Origin of the sequence: Cupriavidus sp. USMAA2-4 (genome assembly GCF_001854305.1) — a bacterium.
In the GTDB taxonomy this organism is placed as follows: domain Bacteria; phylum Pseudomonadota; class Gammaproteobacteria; order Burkholderiales; family Burkholderiaceae; genus Cupriavidus; species Cupriavidus malaysiensis.
On record NZ_CP017748.1, the window covers coordinates 703,475 to 721,551 of the forward strand.

At 69.1% G+C, this 18,077-nt stretch carries 13 protein-coding genes; 5 read left to right on the top strand and 8 right to left on the bottom strand.

All coding sequences use genetic code 11. The features are described 5' to 3' along the window. From rseP to rpsB, 8 genes are all read right to left on the bottom strand, one after another. Positions 1 to 1,380: an RIP metalloprotease RseP gene (gene rseP / locus BKK79_RS03055; protein WP_071037079.1), complete on the bottom strand. Its 1,380-nt coding sequence runs from the start codon at positions 1,378 to 1,380 to the stop codon at positions 1 to 3. A 94-nt stretch (positions 1,381 to 1,474) separates the two neighbouring features. Beyond that, positions 1,475 to 2,650 carry a 1-deoxy-D-xylulose-5-phosphate reductoisomerase gene (gene ispC / locus BKK79_RS03060; protein WP_071037080.1) on the bottom strand — a complete coding sequence of 392 codons (1,176 nt, stop codon included), beginning with the start codon at positions 2,648 to 2,650 and terminating at the stop codon, positions 1,475 to 1,477. Positions 2,651 to 2,662: 12 nt separating this feature from the next. Beyond that, the gene (locus tag BKK79_RS03065; RefSeq protein WP_071012449.1) at positions 2,663 to 3,484 is read right to left on the bottom strand and encodes a phosphatidate cytidylyltransferase; all 822 of its coding nucleotides are present in this window, start codon (positions 3,482 to 3,484) and stop codon (positions 2,663 to 2,665) included. A 58-nt stretch (positions 3,485 to 3,542) separates the two neighbouring features. Beyond that, entirely contained in the window at positions 3,543 to 4,316 is a 774-nt protein-coding gene (locus BKK79_RS03070; RefSeq protein WP_071012448.1) for an isoprenyl transferase, read from the bottom strand. A 50-nt stretch (positions 4,317 to 4,366) separates the two neighbouring features. After that, a complete protein-coding gene (gene frr / locus BKK79_RS03075; RefSeq protein WP_071012446.1) occupies positions 4,367 to 4,927 on the bottom strand; it encodes a ribosome recycling factor in 561 nt (186 codons plus the stop codon). 105 nt (positions 4,928 to 5,032) lie between these two features. Beyond that, positions 5,033 to 5,743 carry a UMP kinase gene (gene pyrH, locus BKK79_RS03080; RefSeq protein WP_066735314.1) on the bottom strand — a complete coding sequence of 237 codons (711 nt, stop codon included), beginning with the start codon at positions 5,741 to 5,743 and terminating at the stop codon, positions 5,033 to 5,035. 281 nt (positions 5,744 to 6,024) lie between these two features. After that, the gene (gene tsf, locus BKK79_RS03085; RefSeq protein WP_071037081.1) at positions 6,025 to 6,903 is read right to left on the bottom strand and encodes a translation elongation factor Ts; all 879 of its coding nucleotides are present in this window, start codon (positions 6,901 to 6,903) and stop codon (positions 6,025 to 6,027) included. A 301-nt stretch (positions 6,904 to 7,204) separates the two neighbouring features. Beyond that, positions 7,205 to 7,948, bottom strand: coding sequence for a 30S ribosomal protein S2 (gene rpsB / locus BKK79_RS03090; protein ID WP_071016287.1), 744 nt, complete (start codon positions 7,946 to 7,948; stop codon positions 7,205 to 7,207). Positions 7,949 to 8,445: 497 nt separating this feature from the next. Here rpsB and map point away from each other — a divergent pair, with 497 nt between their 5' ends. The 5 genes from map (at position 8,446) to BKK79_RS03120 (ending at position 18,073) form a co-directional block, all read left to right on the top strand. Next, the gene (gene map / locus BKK79_RS03095) at positions 8,446 to 9,264 is read left to right on the top strand and encodes a type I methionyl aminopeptidase (RefSeq protein WP_071012443.1); all 819 of its coding nucleotides are present in this window, start codon (positions 8,446 to 8,448) and stop codon (positions 9,262 to 9,264) included. A gap of 80 nt (positions 9,265 to 9,344) precedes the next feature. Beyond that, a complete protein-coding gene (locus BKK79_RS03100; RefSeq protein WP_071012441.1) occupies positions 9,345 to 11,948 on the top strand; it encodes a [protein-PII] uridylyltransferase in 2,604 nt (867 codons plus the stop codon). A 23-nt stretch (positions 11,949 to 11,971) separates the two neighbouring features. Further along, the gene (locus BKK79_RS03105; RefSeq protein WP_071037082.1) at positions 11,972 to 13,837 is read left to right on the top strand and encodes a pseudouridine synthase; all 1,866 of its coding nucleotides are present in this window, start codon (positions 11,972 to 11,974) and stop codon (positions 13,835 to 13,837) included. Positions 13,838 to 14,014: 177 nt separating this feature from the next. Further along, a complete protein-coding gene (locus BKK79_RS38780) occupies positions 14,015 to 16,561 on the top strand; it encodes a DNA polymerase II (RefSeq protein ID WP_084084466.1) in 2,547 nt (848 codons plus the stop codon). A 291-nt stretch (positions 16,562 to 16,852) separates the two neighbouring features. Next, positions 16,853 to 18,073 (top strand): MFS transporter, encoded by a 1,221-nt coding sequence (locus BKK79_RS03120; RefSeq protein WP_071012437.1) that lies wholly within the window; start codon positions 16,853 to 16,855, stop codon positions 18,071 to 18,073. The last annotated feature ends 4 nt before the right edge of the window (positions 18,074 to 18,077 follow it).

Below are 18,077 nucleotides of genomic sequence, written 5' to 3' on the forward strand. Positions count from 1 at the left end.
CTAGCCGCGCCCGAACAGCAGCCGGCTGACGTCATTGAACAGGGCGAGCGATGTCAGGAGCAGAATGCAGGCGATGCCGACCCTCTGTAGCATTGCCTGCCAATGGTCTGGTACTGGCCTGCCGGTCAAAAATTCCACGCAATAATACAGCAAATGACCCCCATCCAGTACCGGAATAGGTAACAAATTCAACACACCGAGGCTGACGCTGACCAGCGCCAGAAAGCCCACGAAGGGCTGCCAGCCCAGGCTCGCGGCACGCCCTGCGTAGTCCGCCACGGTCAGAGGCCCGCTCAGGTTCTGCAGCGAGGCCTGGCCGACCAGCATCTTGGCCAGCAGCTTCAGCGACAGCGTGCTGGTCGACCAGACCTGGCCGGCGGCGCGCAGCAGCGCCTGGTCCGGCCGGTAGCGCACCGTCTCCATTTCCACCGCCTGGCTGAGGGCAGCGCCGAGCTTGCCGGAAGCCGCCGCACTGCCGGTGGCCGGCGCCGTGTCGAGGGTCACCGCGACTTCCTGCCGCTGCCCGTCACGCACGATGCCCAGCGTCACCGCCTGGCCGGGCCGCGCGCGTACCGCGCGGATCAGCTCGCCGGCCTGGATCAGCGCCTGCCCCTGCAGGGCAACCACCTGGTCGCCGGCGCGCAGGCCGGCGCGCCGGGCCGCGGAATCCGGCAGCACCTCGCTGATGGTGATCGGACCGCCCTGCAGGGCGAGGCCGAGCAAGGCCAGCGGATCCTGTTCAGGGTCGCGTCCGGTATCGGGCAGCTTCGGCAGCACCGCGTCCCGCTCCGTGCCGTCGGTGCCGCGCACGCGCAGCACCGCGCGCGCGCCGCCGAAGCCCTCGGCGAACACCGCCATGCGCAGGTCGCCCCAGGAACGCACCGCTTCCGTGCTGCCGTTCGCGCTCAGCGACAGCACGCGGTCGCCGGCGCGCAGGCCGGCCTGGGCGGCCACGCTGCCGGGCGCCGGTGCGGCCAGCAGCGGCGCCGCCTCGCGCATGCCACCGGCGAACAACAGGAAATACAGCAGGATGGCCAGCAGGAAATTGGCGATCGGCCCGGCCGCCACGATGACGAAGCGCTTGCCGACCGGCTGGCGGTTGAAAGCGCGCGGCAGCTCGGCGGGATCGACGGTCGCCGCCTCGCCCGGCTCCAGCTCGCGCTCGTCGAGCATCTTGACGTAGCCGCCCAGCGGGATTGCCGCCAGTGTCCACTCGGTGCGGTCGCGCCCCTTGGAAACCCGGCGCAGCAGCGGCCGGCCGAAGCCGATCGAAAAACGCAGCACCTTGACCCCGCAGGCACGGGCGGCGAGGTAATGCCCCATCTCGTGCACGAAGATCAGCACGCACAGGGCGACAAGGAAAGCGATCAGGGTCTGCATGGGCTGCGGCTCGTCACAGGGTTGCGCTTGGCGGGCACCGCCGGCACGGCGTCGTCATCGCTATTGTGGCAGAAGCCAGCTGCGCACCCGCGCATCAGGCGGGCTGCGCGCCCAGCAGCTTGTGCGCCTGGCGGCGCGCGCCGGCGTCGGCCGCCAGCACACCCTCCAGCGAGGCGGCGTCGCCCTCGGCCGGAAGCTCCAGCACGCGCGCCACGATATGGGCGATGTCCGTGAAACGGATCGCGCCCTGCAGGAACGCCTCGACGGCCACCTCGTTGGCGGCGTTCAGCACCGCCGGTGCCACGCCTTCCGCGCGCAGGGCGTCGAAGGCCAGCGCCAGACAGGGAAAGCGCTCGAAATCAGGGTGCTCGAACACCAGGCCGCCCGCCTTGACCAGGTCGAGCGGTGCCACCCCGGAATCGATCCGCTCCGGGTAGGCCAGGCCATAGGCGATCGGCGTACGCATATCGGGGTTGCCGAGCTGGGCCAGCACCGAGCCGTCCGTATAGGCCACCATCGAATGCACGATGCTCTGCGGATGAATCAGCACCTCGATCCGGTCGGCGGGAGCGCCGAACAGCCAGTGCGCCTCGATCACCTCCAGCCCCTTGTTCATCATGGTGGCCGAGTCGACGGAGATCTTGCGGCCCATCGACCAGTTCGGATGGGCGCAGGCCTGGTCCGGCGTGACATCGTGCAGGGTATGCGGATCGCGCGTGCGGAAGGGCCCGCCCGAGGCGGTCAGCAGCACCCTGGACACGCCGCCCTGGCAGCGCGGATCGTCGGCGGGCAGGCACTGGAAGATGGCGTTGTGCTCGCTGTCGATCGGCAGCAGGGTCGCGCGGTGCTCGCGCACCGCGTCCATGAAGATCGCGCCGGACATCACCAGCGCCTCCTTGTTGGCCAGCAGCACGCGCTTGCCGGCGCGCGCCGCCGCCAGCGACGGCCGCAGCCCGGCCGCACCGACGATGGCCGCCATCACGGCATCGGTCGGGCCGTCGGCAGCGATCGATTCCAGCGCCGACTCGCCCCACTCCACCACGGTCTTCAGGCCGGCTGCGCGCAGCCGGCCCTCCAGTTCGCGCGCGGCCTCGGCCGAGCCCATCACGGCGCGCTCGGGGCGGAATTCCAGGCACTGGGCCGCCAGCTTGTCCACCTGGCGGTGCGCAGACAGGGCATGGACCGAATAGCGGCCGGGGTGGCGCCTGACCACGTCCAGCGTGCTCTCGCCGATCGAGCCGGTGGCTCCGAGAATGGTAACGCGATGCATATCAGCTTGAACTTAGAAAAAGGTCGCCAGCAGCGCGGCCAGCGGGAAGACGGGCAGGAGGGCGTCGATGCGATCGAGCACGCCACCGTGGCCCGGCAGCAGCGCGCTGCTGTCCTTCATGCCGACCTGGCGCTTGAGCAGCGATTCGAACAGGTCGCCGATCACGCTGGCTGCGACCAGCAGCGTCACCAGCAGCGCCACCGGCAGCAGGCCCATGGCATCGGCACCGCGCGAGAACCAGGTCGGCGCCAGCACGTGGCTGGCAGCCAGCCACAGAGAGATCAGCGAGGCCAGCAGCCAGCCACCCAGCGCGCCTTCCCAGGATTTGCCGGGACTGATGGTCGGCGCCAGCTTGCGGCGGCCGACGGCCTTGCCGACGAAATAGGCACCGATGTCGGCGGCCCACACCAGCACCGCCACGGACAGCAGCACGCCGATGCCCGCCTGGCGCAGCACCATGGTGGCATGACCGAACGCGGGCAGCATCACCAGGCCCAGCAACGCGCCGAGCGCGGTGAAGCCCGGCGTGGCACGCCGCACGCCGCGCGCCAGCAGCACCAGCGCGATGCCCCAGCACACCACCGCCGCCTGCAGCAGGCGTACCAGCAATGCCGGATCCGACAGCGCCTGCCAGCCGAGCAACGCCAGCAGGCAGGCGGCGCCGTACCCCCAGGCCCAGGCGCCGGGCAAGCCGATCAGCCGGCCGAATTCCCAGCCGCCGAGCAGCACGATCACGGCCACCAGGCCGGCCAGCGCGACCGGCGGCGCCAGGAACAGGATGGGCAGGAGCACCAGCAGCAGGCACAGCGCGGTGATAACACGGGTGATGAGCATGTACCGCGGGTTCCCGAAGAGCGGTTGCAGTGCGATGCGCGGCGGCGGTCCCCGGCCCTCAGGCCGTGCCGGACAGACCCGAAGGTGCCACCACCTGCGCACTGGTACGTCCGAAGCGGCGCTCGCGCTGGCGGTACGAGGCAAAGGCCTTGTCCAGTTCCGCGGCGTCGAAGTCGGGCCAGAAGACGTCGGTGAAATACAGCTCGGAATAGGCGAGCTGCCAGAGCAGGAAGTTACTGATGCGCTGCTCGCCGCCGGTACGGATGAACAAGTCCGGCTCCGGCGCGTAGGCCATCGCCAGGTGGGGCGTCAGCTCCCCCTCTTCGATCTTATCCACGTCGAGCATCGGCGATCGCGCCAGCATCTTGCGCATGGCCTGCAGCAGGTCCCAGCGGCCGCCGTAGTTGGCGGCGATGGTCACGGTCAGGCCGGTGTTGCCCGCCGTGCGCGCCTCGGCATCGCGGATCAACTGCTGGATACGCGCGCTGAAGCGGCTCAGGTCGCCCACCACCTTCAACCGGATGTTGTTGGCGTGCATCTTGACCACCTCGCGGCGCAAGGCGGACATGAACAGCCGCATCAGGAACGAGACCTCCTCGACCGGACGGCGCCAGTTCTCGGAGCTGAAGGCGAACAGCGTCAGGTACTGGACGCCACGCGCGGCGCTCGCCTCCACCACGGCCCGGACGGCTTCCAGGCCGCGCGTGTGGCCGGCGATACGCGGCAGATGCCGCTGGGTCGCCCAGCGGCCGTTGCCATCCATGATGATGGCGACATGCCGGGGCACGTAGCTGGTATCGGGTACGCCTAGCGTGGAACTGATGTGCTGCATGGTGTAGGACGATCGTCCGCGGTGCCGGCGGCGGGCCGCCGGCCGCCCGCTCAGACCGTCATGATCTCCTTGTCCTTTTCCGCGACCATCTTGTCGATTTCCGCCACGTATTTGTCGGTCAGCTTCTGCACCTCGTCCTGGCCGCGGCGCTCGTCGTCCTCGGAAATGGTCTTGTCCTTGACCAGCTTCTTGAACTGCTCGTTGGCATCGCGGCGCAGGTTGCGCACCGCCACCTTGGCGCTCTCGCCCTCGGACTTGACCACCTTGGTCAGTTCCTTGCGGCGTTCTTCCGTCAGCGCAGGCATCGGCACGCGGATCACGTCGCCCATGGTCGAGGGGTTCAGGCCCAGGTCCGAGTCACGGATAGCCTTCTCGACGGCGCCGACCATCTTCTTTTCCCACGGCTGCACCGAAATCGTGCGCGCGTCGGCCAGGCCGACGTTGGCCACCTGGTTGACCGGCACCATGGAGCCGTAGTAATCGACCTGGATGTGGTCGAGCAGACCGGTATGCGCGCGACCGGTGCGGATCTTGGCCAGGTCGGCCTTGAATGCCTCGATCGATTTCTGCATCTTCTGCTCGACGCTCTTCTTGATGTCGGCGACGCTCATCATTACCTCCAAATGCCAATCGTGGCCCCGCACGGCGGGGCCGAAAATGAACCATTCTACTCTTTGCCGGCGCGGGCGCCACTGCGGCGGCCCGCCGGCCGTTTACTACACATGCACCAGCGTACCTTCGTCCTCGCCCAGGATGACGCGCTTGAGCGCACCCGGCTTGACGATGGAGAACACCTTGATCGGCAGCTTCTGGTCGCGGCACAGCGCGAAGGCGGTGGCGTCCATCACCTGCAGGTTGCGCGAGATGGCCTCGTCGAAGGTGATCGTGGTGTAGCGCGTGGCGCTCGGGTCCTTCTTCGGGTCGGCGGTATAGACGCCGTCCACCTTGGTCGCTTTCAGCACGATCTCCGCGCCGATCTCGGAACCGCGCAGCGCGGCTGCGGTGTCGGTGGTGAAGAAGGGATTGCCGGTGCCCGCGGCGAAGATCACCACCTTGCCCTCCTCGAGCTGGCGGATGGCACGCGGGCGGATATAGGGCTCGACCACCTGGTCCATGCGCAGCGCGGACTGCACGCGGCCTTCGATGTTGGCGTGGCGCATGGCATCCTGCAGGGCCAGGGCATTCATCATGGTCGCCAGCATACCCATGTAGTCGGCCGTCGCGCGGTCCATGCCGGCGGCACCGCCAGCCACGCCGCGGAAGATATTGCCGCCGCCGATGACCACCGCCACCTGCACGCCGAGTTTCACGATCTCGGCGATATCGTTGACCATGCCTTCGATGGTGGCACGGTTGATGCCAAAGGCATCGTCGCCCATCAGGGCCTCACCGGACAGTTTCAAAAGGACGCGCTTATAGGCTGGCATGTTCACCCTCGGGCTGGTTCGGAACGCTGGTTCGAACGGATGTTTGAAAGCGCGCGGCGCGGATCGGCGCGCCGCCGCGCAGGAAAGACTGGTTTTCGCCGTCGTCTGCTCCGTGCGCGGTGGTACCGCGAGCGCAGGCGACGGCGGAAGCCGTCTGTCGCAGTCCGGAGACGCATGCGCCTGCCAGACCACATTTGTGCAGAAGGGCACCTTGCGGCGCCCCTCTCGGCATTATACGGGGCCGCCCTGCCTCGCTTCCGAGACAGGTGACCCGTCCGGCATCAGGCCTTCTGCGCCGCGGCTACCTGGGCAGCCACTTCCGCAGCGAAGTCGTCCTGCTTCTTCTCGATGCCCTCGCCCACCACGTAAAGGGTGAAGCCCTTGACGCTGGTGTTGGCAGCCTTGAGCATCTGCTCGACGGTCTGCTTGTCGTTCTTCACGAACGGCTGGTTCAGCAGCGAGACTTCCTTCAGGTACTTCTGCACCGAGCCTTCCACCATCTTGGCGGCGATCTCGGCGGGCTTGCCCGATTCGGCTGCCTTCTGCTCGGCGATGCTGCGCTCCTTGGCGATCAGCTCGGCCGGCACGTCGGCCGACGACAGCGACACCGGCTTCATCGCGGCCACGTGCATCGCCACATCCTTGGCGGCAGCTTCGTCACCGTCGAATTCCACCATCACGCCGATGCGCGTGCCGTGCAGGTACGACACCAGCTTGCCACCGTCGGCGTAGCGCACGAAGCGGCGGATGGCCAGGTTCTCGCCGATCTTGCCGATCAGGGCGGTACGGGTTGCCTCGACGCTCACGCCGTCGATTTCCAGGGCCGACAGGGCAGCCACGTCGGCCGGGCTCTGCTTGGCCACCAGCTCGGCGACCTTGGCCGAGAATGCCAGGAAGTCGTCGTTCTTCGATACGAAATCGGTCTCGCAGTTCAGCTCGACCAGGGCACCGACGGTGCCGTCGATGAAGGAGGCGACCACGCCTTCGGCCGTGACGCGCGACGCAGCCTTGCTGGCCTTGTTGCCCAGCTTCACGCGCAGCAGCTCTTCGGCCTTTTCCATGTTGCCTTCGGCCTCGGTCAGGGCCTTCTTGCATTCCATCATCGGCGCGTCGGTCTTCGCGCGCAGTTCAGCCACCATGCTTGCGGTAATTGCCGCCATTTGTCACTCCTTGATTGGTTCTCGCCGGACAGGCACTTCGAACTGGCCACGTCCGGTCCGGATGCATGCATTTCATCCGCATCGGATCTTGCACGAGGCGGATGACAACAATTCAAAAAAAGGGGGCGCCAATGTGCCCCCTTTCCTGTCGCCTTGTCTCAGGGCGCACCCTGGCGCTCCGGCCGCCGGCCCATCCTGCCTTGCCCGGCCTGCCTGGTGCGCCAGCCTTGCGGCCGGCAGCAAACGATCGTCATTGCCCGCCGCAGCGCGGCACCACCAGGGGCCGCGCGGCGAAAGGGCTTCAGCCTTCCTGGACCTCGACGAACTCGTCGCCTTCGCGCACGGCTTCGACCACTTCCTGCACCGCGTTGGCGCGGCCTTCCAGGATGGCGTCAGCCACGCCGCGCACGTACAGCGCGACAGCCTTGCTCGAGTCGTCGTTGCCCGGGATCACGTAGTCGATGCCTTCCGGCGAGTGGTTCGTATCGACCACGCCGATCACGGGGATGCCCAGCTTGTTGGCTTCGGTGACGGCAATCTTGTGGTAGCCGACGTCGACCACGAAGATGGCGTCGGGGATGCCGTTCATGTCCTTGATGCCGCCGATGGACTTTTCCAGCTTTTCCATCTCGCGCTCGAACATCAGCGCTTCCTTCTTGCTCATGGTTTCCAGCGCGCCGGCTTCCTTGGCGGCTTCCATGTCCTTCAGGCGCTTGATCGAGATCTTGACCGTCTTGAAGTTGGTCATCATGCCGCCGAGCCAGCGGGCGTCGACGTACGGCATACCGGCGCGGCCGGCTTCCTCAGCTAGGATCTCGCGCGACTGGCGCTTGGTGCCCACGAAAAGGACGGTGCCGCGGTTCGCTGCCAGTTGACGCACGTACTTCAGCGCGTCCTGGAACATCGGCAGGGTCTTTTCGAGGTTGATAATGTGGATCTTGTTGCGATGACCGAAGATGAAGGGGGCCATCTTCGGGTTCCAGAAGCGGGTCTGGTGGCCAAAGTGGCAACCGGCTTCCAGCATTTCACGCATCGTGACGGACATGGGATTCTCCATAAGGGTTGGGTCTGAAGCCCGCCCAGACATTCCTCAACAGGAACACCCCGGAAGGACGGGCTCGCGATTTACTTACCAATGAACTGCCTGCCCCGGCAGCGGACGACGCACAGCGGAAAGCGGCGCAGGAGCTGGAACCGAGATCAGGACAGCCAACGATTGTAGCAACAATGGCGCCCGCGCTCAAGTGCAAGCACGGGCCCAGAAGAGGGGTTCGGCAGTCCGGCACGCCGGCACAAGGCCGGCACAAATGCCGGATGCGGGCAGGAAAAGAGATTTACACGCAACACAGACCGAGCTGCGCAGCCGGTACATGGCCAACGCACGGCCGGCAGGCCGGGACGCGCCACGAATCGCGCCAGATCCTGCATTCCGGGCTGCGGTCCACCGCCGAAGGTGCGATAATTCGCATTTACGAATCGACTGACTGCACGACCCGGGCAACGCCACGGCCGTCGCTTTCGTCACCTTCTTCCCGCCGCAGCATGAGCATCCATCTGAAAACGGCCGAAGACATCGCCCACATGCGGGTGGCCTGCCGCCTCGCATCCGAAGTCCTCGACTACATCACCCCCTTCGTCAAGCCGGGCGTCACCACCGGCGAACTGGATCGGCTCTGCCATGCCTATATGCGTGACGTGCAGGGCACGGTGCCGGCGCCGCTGAATTATGCGCCGCCCGGCTACCCGCCCTTCCCCGCGGCGATCTGCACCTCGGTCAACGACGTGATCTGCCACGGCATCCCGGGCGACCGCGTGCTCAAGAGCGGCGACGCGGTCAACCTCGACATCACCGTCATCACCAAGGAAGGCTACTACGGCGACACCAGCCGCATGTTCATCGCCGGCGAGGGCTCCATCCTGGCCAAGCGACTGGCCCAGGTCACCTTCGAGTGCATGTGGAAGGGCATCGCCCAGGTGCGCCCGGGCGCGCGGCTGGGCGACATCGGCCACGCCATCCAGGTCCACGCCGAGGGCGCCGGCTACAGCGTGGTGCGCGAGTACTGCGGCCACGGCATCGGCAAGAACTTCCACGAGGATCCGCAGGTCCTGCACTACGGCCGCCCCGGCACCGGCATGGAAATCCAGGCCGGCATGATCTTCACGGTGGAGCCCATGATCAACGCCGGCAAGCGCGACATCCGCACCATGCCGGACCACTGGACCGTCAAGACGCGCGACCGCAGCCTGTCGGCGCAGTGGGAGCACACGGTGCTGGTCACGGAGACCGGCTTCGACGTGCTGACGGTCTCCGCCGGCACGCAAGCGCCGCCGGCCTTCGTCACCGAGTCCCTCGCGGTCTGACCACTGCAACGGGCGCCGGATCGGCGCCCTTCTTACATCCACCGCCCGCCGCCGTGTCCGCCCATCCTCTCCCCACTCCGATGTCCGCCTCGTCCGAAGCGCAGCTCGGCGCGCGCATCCGCGACCAGCTGAAGGCCGACAAGCAGGCGTTGTTCGATGCCTTCGCCGCGGGCGGCCAGGTCGGCACACTGCTGTCGCAGCTGCGCCGCGCGGTCGACATTGCCCTGGTCACGGCCTGGCGCGAACTGTCGCTGCCCGAGGATGCCGCGCTGGTGGCGGTCGGCGGCTACGGGCGCGGCGAGCTGTTCCCGCACTCCGACGTGGACGTGCTGCTGCTGCTGTCGCGCGAGCCCGATGCCGATACCATCGAGCGGCTCGAACGCTTCATCGGGCTGTGCTGGGACCTCGGCCTCGAGATCGGCTCCTCCGTGCGCACGGTGGAGGACTGCCTGCGCGAAGCGCGCCAGGACATCACCATCCAGACCTCGTTGCTGGAGGCGCGGCTGCTGACCGGGGACCGCCAGCTGTTCACGGTCTTGCGCGAGCACTACCTGGCCGAGCTCGATCCGGCGGCCTTCTTCCAGGCCAAGCTGCTGGAGATGCGCCAGCGCCACGCCAAGTACCAGGACACGCCGTACTCGCTCGAGCCCAACTGCAAGGAAAGCCCGGGCGGCCTGCGCGACCTGCAGGTGATCCTGTGGATGACCAAGGCGGCGGGGCTGGGAGACAGCTGGAAGGAACTGTTCCAGAAGGGTCTGCTGACGCAGCGCGAAGCCCAGGAGCTGTCGCACAACGAGCGCCTGCTCAAGACTATCCGCGCGCGCCTGCACCTGGTCGCAGGCCGTCGCCAGGACGTGCTGGTGTTCGACCTGCAGACGGCCCTGGGCGAAGCCTTCGGCTACCGCCAGAACGCCAACAAGCGCGCCAGCGAGCAACTGATGCGCCGCTACTACTGGGCGGCCAAGGCCGTCACCCAGCTCAACAGCGTGCTGCTGCTCAATATCGAGGCCCTGCTCTTCCCCAGCGAATCGAAGGTGACGCGCGTGTTCAACGAGCGCTTCGAGGAGCGCCAGGGCATGCTCGAGATCACCAGCGACGATCTCTACGAGCGTGAGCCGCGCGCCATCCTCGAGACCTTCCTGCTGTACGAGCGCACGCCCGGCATCAAAGGGCTGTCGCCGCGCACGCTGCGCGGCCTCTACAACGCCCGCACCGTGATGGACGCGCGCTGGCGCAACGATCCGGAGAACCGCCGGCAGTTCCTCGCCATCGTGCAGGAGCCGCAGGGCATCACCCACGCGCTGCGCCTGATGAACCAGACCAGCGTGCTGGGCCGCTACCTGATCAATTTCCGCCGCATCGTCGGCCAGATGCAGCACGACCTGTTCCACGTCTACACCGTGGACCAGCACATCCTGATGGTGGTGCGCAATATGCGCCGCTTCGCCATCGTCGAGCACACGCACGAGTTCCCCTTCTGCAGCCAGCTGATGGCGAGCTTCGACCGCCCCTGGGTGCTTTGGGTGGCGGCGCTGTTCCACGATATCGCCAAGGGCCGCGGCGGCGACCATTCCTCGCTGGGCGCGGTCGACGCGCGCCGCTTCTGCAAGCAGCACGGCATCGCGCGCGAAGATGCCGACCTGATCGCCTGGCTGGTCGAGCACCACCTGACCATGAGCCATGTGGCGCAGAAGCAGGACCTGACCGACCCGGACGTGGTGCATGCCTTCGCCCGCACGGTGGGCAGCGAGCGCTACCTGACCGCGCTCTACCTGCTCACCGTGGCCGATATCCGCGGCACCAGCCCCAAGGTCTGGAACGCCTGGAAGGGCAAGCTGCTGGAAGACCTGTACCGCATCACGCTGCGCGTGCTGGGCGGCGCCCGCGTCGACCCGCATTCGCTGTGGTCGCAACGCAAGGAAGAGACCATCGCGCAACTGCGCCTGATGGCCTTCGATCCCGACCTCGGCAAGCCGCTGTGGGCCCAGCTCGACGTCGCCTTCTTCCTGCGCCATGATTCGCGCGATATCGCCTGGCTGACGCGCCACCTGTACAACCGCGTCGACAGCGATACGCCGGTGGTCAAGGCCCGCATCTCGCCGGCCGGCGAAGGCCTGCAGGTGGCGGTCTACGTCAAGGACCAGCCGGACCTGTTCGCGCGCATCTGCGGCTATTTCGAGCGCAAGGCCTTCTCCATCCAGGACGCCAAGATCCACACCACGCGCCACGGCTATGCGCTGGACACCTTCCAGGTGATCGATCCGCGCATCTCCGGCGCGGCGGCCGGCCAGCACACCGGCAGCCAGGGCTACCGCGACATCATCACGCTGGTCGAGCACGAACTGGCGGAACGCCTGCACACCCAGGCTGCGCTGCCGGAACCCACCCAGGGCCGGCTGTCGCGCCAGTCGCGCAGCTTCCCGATCAAGCCGCGCGTCGACCTGCGCCCGGACGAGCGCGGCCAGTACTACCTGCTGGCGCTGTCGGCCAACGACCGTACCGGCCTGCTCTACGCCATCACGCGCGTGCTGGCGCGGCACCGCGTTTCGGTCCATACCGCCCGCATCAATACCCTCGGCGAGCGCGTCGAGGATATGTTCCTCGTCGACGGCAGCCGTCTCGCCGCCGACAACAAATTGCAGTTACAGCTTGAACAGGACCTGCTGGACGCGCTCGCCATCTGAGCGCGGCCCGCAGCACCGACTCCATGACCGATGACCAATCGCCCAAGCGCAAGACGCTGGGCCTGAAACCCACCCGCACCGACAGTGCCCAGGCCGCGCCCCGCAAGGCCGGCGCCACCCGTCCCGTGCGTATCTCGGACCTGAACCGCCAGCGCGTGCGCGACGTGGCCGAGGGCATCAAGCGCGCCCGCGCCGCCCAGGATGCGGCCAAGCCGCGCAAGCCCGCCGATGCCGCGGCCAAGGCCGGCGGCGAGCGGCCCCGCCGCTTCGACGATGCGCAACCGAGGCGCGAGGGCGATGCACGCCCGCGCCGCTTCAGCGATGACCCCGCGCGCGGCCGCGCCGGCGGCGACGGACGCCGCTTCGGCGATGGCGAGCGCCAGGCGCGGCCACGGCGCTTCGGCGACGACGATGCCGGTGCCCGCCCGCAGGGCGAATGGCGCCGCCCGGCCCCGGGCGCCCGCCGTGGCGACGATAGCCGCGACGCGCGCGGTGCCGGCGATGCGCGCGGCCCGCGCCCGCGCCGCTTCGGCGACGACGACGGCAACGCCCGCCCGCAGGGCGAGTGGCGCCGCCCGGCCCCGGGTGCCCGCCGTGGCGACGACAACCGCGACCCGCGCGGTGCCGGCGATGCACGCGGCCCGCGGCCGCGCCGCTTCGGCGACGACGACGGCAACGCCCGCCCGCAGGGTGAGTGGCGCCGCCCGGCCCCGGGCGCTCGCCGTGGCGACGACAACCGCGACACGCGCGGTGCCGGCGATGCACGCGGCCCCCGCCCGCGCCGCTTCGGCGATGACGACGGCAACGCCCGCCCGCAGGGCGAATGGCGCCGCCCGGCCCCGGGTGCCCGTCGTGGCGATGACAATCGCGACGCACGCGGTGCGGGCGATGCGCGCGGACCGCGGCCGCGCCGCTTCGACGACGATGGCAGCGCACGACCGCAGGGTGAGTGGCGCCGCCCGGCTCCGGGTGCCCGACGCGCCGGCGATGCGCCAGCGCGTCCGCGCGATGCTGCCGGCGACGTGCGCGCCCGCCGCTTCAGCGACACCGCCGACCGCACCAAGCCCGCGCGCGCGCTGCCGGCCGAGCGGCAGGAAGCGCCCGAACCCGCTGCCGCGGACGGGCTGGTGCGCCTGTCCAAGCGCATGTCGGAGCTGGGATTGTGCTCGCGCCGCGAGGCCGACGAGTGGATCCCCCGCGGCTGGGTGCTGGTCGACGGCGAAGCCATCACCGAACTGGGCTCCCGCGTGCGCCCCGACGCCGAGATCGAGATCCTGCAGGCCGCCCGCTCCGAGCAGGGCGAGCGCGTGACGGTACTGCTGCACAAGCCGGTCGGTTATGTGTCCGGCCAGGCCGAGGACGGCTACGAGCCGGCGGCCGTGCTGTTCGCCGAAGAGAACCACTGGCAGGACGATCCGACCCGCAAGCGCTTCGCCCCGTGGCAGCGCAAGAACCTGGCGCCCGCCGGACGCCTCGACATCGACTCGACCGGCCTGCTGGTCCTGACCCAGGACGGCCGCGTCGCGCGCCAGCTGATCGGCGAGGACTCCACCATCGAGAAGGAGTACCTGGTGCGGGTGGTCTGGCATGCGCCGCAGGGTCGCGTCGAGCGCAACGTGGCCGATGTCTTTCCGGCCGAAAGCCTCGACAAGCTGCGCCACGGCCTCTCGCTCGACGGCGTCGAGCTCAAGCCCGCCAAGGTCAGCTGGCAGAACGAAGAGCAGCTGCGCTTCGTGCTGCGCGAAGGCCGCAAGCGCCAGATCCGCCGCATGTGCGAGCAGGTCGGCCTCGAAGTGGTGGGCCTGAAGCGCGTGCGCATGGGCCGCATCGTGCTGGGCGACCTGCCGGTCGGCCAGTGGCGCTTCCTCGGTCCGTTCGAGAAGTTCTGAGGCTGCCGCCCGCCCTCCGCCGCGCGACCGTCGCGGCGCGCGCCGGGGCACCACGGGCTCCTGACACCGTGCTGTCAGGAGCCCGCAGCACCAGGCCCGTCCCGCCACCTTGCAGGGCGGCGCACCGGGCCGGCAGGCGCTAGAATCCGCACTGGATCCGCTTTCCCCTTCTGCGTCTTGCTTTCCCCACAACCGGGCTTCATTCTCACGCGGCACTGGCATGACACGCCGACCGGCACGGCGGTCGAATTCTGGCTGGCCACCGACGCGGGCCCGCGCCAGGTCAGGCTGCCGCCGCAGCCCTCGGTCGCCTTCATTCCCGCCGAGCAGGCCGAGCACGCCGCCGCCTTGCTGCGCGGCGAGCCGCAGGCCGAACTGCGCCCGCTGCCGCTGCGCGACTTCCGCCGCCGTCCGGTGCACGGGCTCTATTGCCCGCAGCACAACCAGCTGATGCGGCTGGAGAGGCTGCTGCGGGAGCACGGGGTCGACGTCTACGAAGCGGATATCCGTCCGCCCGAGCGCTACCTGATGGAGCGCTTCATCACCGCGCCGGTCTGGTTCAGCGGCAGCCGTAGCGACGCCGACGGCGGCGCCCTGCTGCGCGACGCGGTGCTCAAGCCGGCCCCCGACTACCGCCCCCGCCTGCGCTGCGTATCGCTCGATATCGAGACCAGCATGGATGGCGAGCTGTACTCGATCGCCCTGCACGGCTGCGGCCAGCGCCAGGTCTTCATGCTCGGCGAGCCGCCCGCGGCTGACGCGGCCGCCGATACGGCGCCCGCCGCCGGGCGGGACGACGCGGCCGATGGCGGTGAGCGAGGCGGGCAAGGCGAGTGCGGCTTCGACCTGGCCTACTGCCCCGACCGCGCCGCCATGCTGACGCGGCTCAACCAGTGGTTCGCGCGCCACGACCCCGATGCCATCCTCGGCTGGAACCTGATCCAGTTCGACCTGCGCGTGCTGCATGCCCAGGCCGAGCGCCACCGCGTGCCACTGCGCCTCGGCCGCGACGGCAGCACGCTGGAATGGCGCGAGCACCGCCTCGGCAACGGGCACCTGTTCGCCAGCGCGGCCGGCCGCCTGCTGATCGACGGCATCGAGGCGCTGCGCTCGGCCACCTGGAACTTCGCCTCGTTCAGCCTGGAGTTCGTCGCGCAGGCGCTGCTCGGCGAGGGCAAGGCGATCGACACGCCCTACGATCGCATGGATGCCATCGACCGCATGTTCGCCGAGGACAAGCCGGCGCTGGCCCGCTACAACCTGAAGGACTGCGAGCTGGTCACGCGCATCTTCGACAAGACGGAGCTGCTGACCTTCCTGCTCGAGCGCGCCACCATGACCGGCCTCGCGGCGGACCGCAGCGGGGGCTCGGTGGCGGCCTTCACCCACCTCTACCTGCCGCGCATGCACCGGCTCGGCTACGTCGCCCCCAACCTCGGCGAACTGCCCGCCGCGGCCAGCCCCGGCGGCTTCGTCATGGATTCGCGCCCCGGCCTGTATGACTCGGTGCTGGTGCTCGACTACAAGAGCCTGTACCCCTCCATCATCCGTACCTTCCTGATCGATCCGGTGGGCCTGGTCGAGGGCATGCACGAAGCCGGCGCGGCCGGGAACGGCGAGGGCGAGGCCAACGAGGGCGGCGAGCCTGGCGCTGCGGCGGCAGCGCATGGTACCGGCGGACCATCGGGTACGGGCGGGCCCGGGCCGGCAACGACCGTCCCCGGCTTCCTCGGCGCGCGCTTCTCGCGCGACAGGCATTGCCTGCCCGCCATCGTCGCCCACATCTGGCAGGGGCGCGAGGCGGCCAAGCGCGAGCGCAACCAGCCCCTGTCGCAGGCGCTGAAGATCATCATGAACTCGTTCTACGGCGTGCTCGGCTCCACCGGCTGCCGCTTCTTCGATCCGCGCCTGGCTTCCTCCATCACCATGCGCGGCCACGAGATCATGCGGCAGACGCGGGCCCTGGTGGAGGCACAAGGCTACGCCGTGATCTACGGGGATACGGATTCCACCTTCGTCTGGCTCAAGCGCGAGCACGGCGAAGAAGAAGCGGCGCGCATCGGCCATGCGCTGGTGGCCCACGTCAATCAATGGTGGCGCGAGCACCTGGCGCAGGCCTTCGGGCTCGAGAGCGCCCTCGAGCTGCAGTTCGAGATCCATTACCGGCGCTTCCTGATGCCGACCGTGCGCGGCGCCGAGCTGGGCAGCAAGAAGCGTTACGCTGGCCTGGTGCAGCGCGCCGACGGCAGCGAGGAGCTCGTGTTCAAAGGCCTGGAGACCGTGCGCACCGACTGGTCGCCACTGGCACAGGCCTTCCAGCAGGAGCTCTACCGGCGCATCTTCCGCCGCGAGCCTTACCGCGACTACGTGCGCGACTACGTGCGGCGCACGCTGGCCGGCGAGTTCGACGACCAGCTCGTCTACCGCAAGCGGCTGCGCCGCCAGCTCGACGACTACCAGCGCAACGTGCCGCCGCACGTGCGCGCCGCCCGCCTCGCCGACGAGCACCACCGCCGCCTGGGGCGGCCGCCGCAGTACCAGGGCGGCGGCTGGATCAGCTATGTGATGACCCTGGCCGGCCCCGAGCCGCTCGAACTGCGCCGTGCCGCCATCGATTACGAGCACTACCTGACGCGGCAGCTGCAGCCGGTGGCGGACGCCATCCTGCCGTTCGCCGGAGACAGCTTCGACAAGGTGGTCAGCCGCCAGCTCACGCTGTTCTGAGCGCTGGCCTGCACCTCCAGGGCCGCCTTCCCCGGCCTGGAAGCTGCGCTAAGGCAATGGCGAAGCACTAGAGCCGCCCAGCGCAGCCAAGGGCGCGTAGAATGGCGGATTACTTGACTGAACAACGAATCGAGCCACCCCTCCCCGTGGCCCCGCCAATCCCCGCGCCCGCGAACCGGGCGCGGCGCTGCGGGCCGGAATCCCCCATCGTGACGATGACTTGCCCTGCCTACCGTGGCCGGCGCCGCGACCCTGCGTCCGCCGGCACCACCTGCCGCACCGGAGACCGCCGTGGCCGCTGACCGTGCGCACGATCCGCGCGCCGCGCGCGGCATCGCCCTGCTGACCTTCGCCTTCTCGCTCAGCCAGTTCTACCGTAGCTGCCTGGCGGTGATGGCGCCCGAGCTGCAGCACGACTTCGGCCTGTCGCCGGCCGGCTTCGGCACGCTGTCCTCCTGCTTCTTCCTGGCCTTCGCCGCGGCGCAGATCCCCATCGGCATCGCCTTCGACCGCTATGGCGTCGGCCGGCCGACCGCCGGCCTGCTGGCCGTGGGCGCCGTGTCCGCGGTGCTGTTCGCGGCCGCGCCGAATGGCGGCACCGCCATGCTCGCGCAGGCGGGCCTGGGCCTGGCCTGCGCGCCGGTGTTCATGGGGCTGCTGCATTTCGCTTCCGAGCAGTTGCCGGAAACGCAGTACACCAAGGTCGTCAGCCGCTCCAATGCCACCGGCATGATCGGCGCGCTATGCGCGACCGCGCCGCTCGGCTGGGCGGCGGAGCTGTTCGGCTGGCGCGCGGCCATGTCCTGCGCCGCGCTGGGCATGGTGACCGCCTGTATCGGCGTCTGGCGCTTCGTCCACGATGAAGGGCACGCCGAGGCGCGCCATGCGCCGCTGGGCGAGATGCTGCTGCACAGCGTGCGCCTGCTGGCCCTGCGCCCGCTGTGGGCCCTGATCCCGATGTGCGTGGCGATGGCGGCAGGCACGACCTTCCGCAATGCCTGGGGCGGGCCCTACCTCGCCGATGTGTTCGAGCTGAACGCGGGCCACCGCGGCATGGCCCTGACGCTGGTCAGCCTCGGCGGCTTCCTGACCGCCTTCGTGCTGCCGGTGCTGGTGTGGCGCAGTTCGCTCAAGACCACCATCGCCGGCTGGTCCTGCCTGTCGCTGGCGGGCGCGGCGCTGCTGACGCTGTGGCCGGCGCACGGCGTGGCGACAGGAGTCGGCCTGATGGCCCTGCTGTCCACCATCGGCATGCTGCATCCGCTGGTGATGGCGCAAGGCCGGGGCCTGATCCCGCCCGCCGCGCGCGGGCGCGGGCTCGGCCTGCTCAATACCTTCGTCTTTCTCGGCTCCGCGGTAGCGTCCTGGACCTTCGGCCTGATCGCCGATTTCGGCCACCACGACAACTGGCCGGTGGCCAGGATCTACTCGTCGATCTTCCTGTGCGCCGGCATCCTGGTCGCGCTGGCCCTGCTGGTCTACCTGCGCAGCCCGCTGGCGCGCCGGAGCTGAAAGC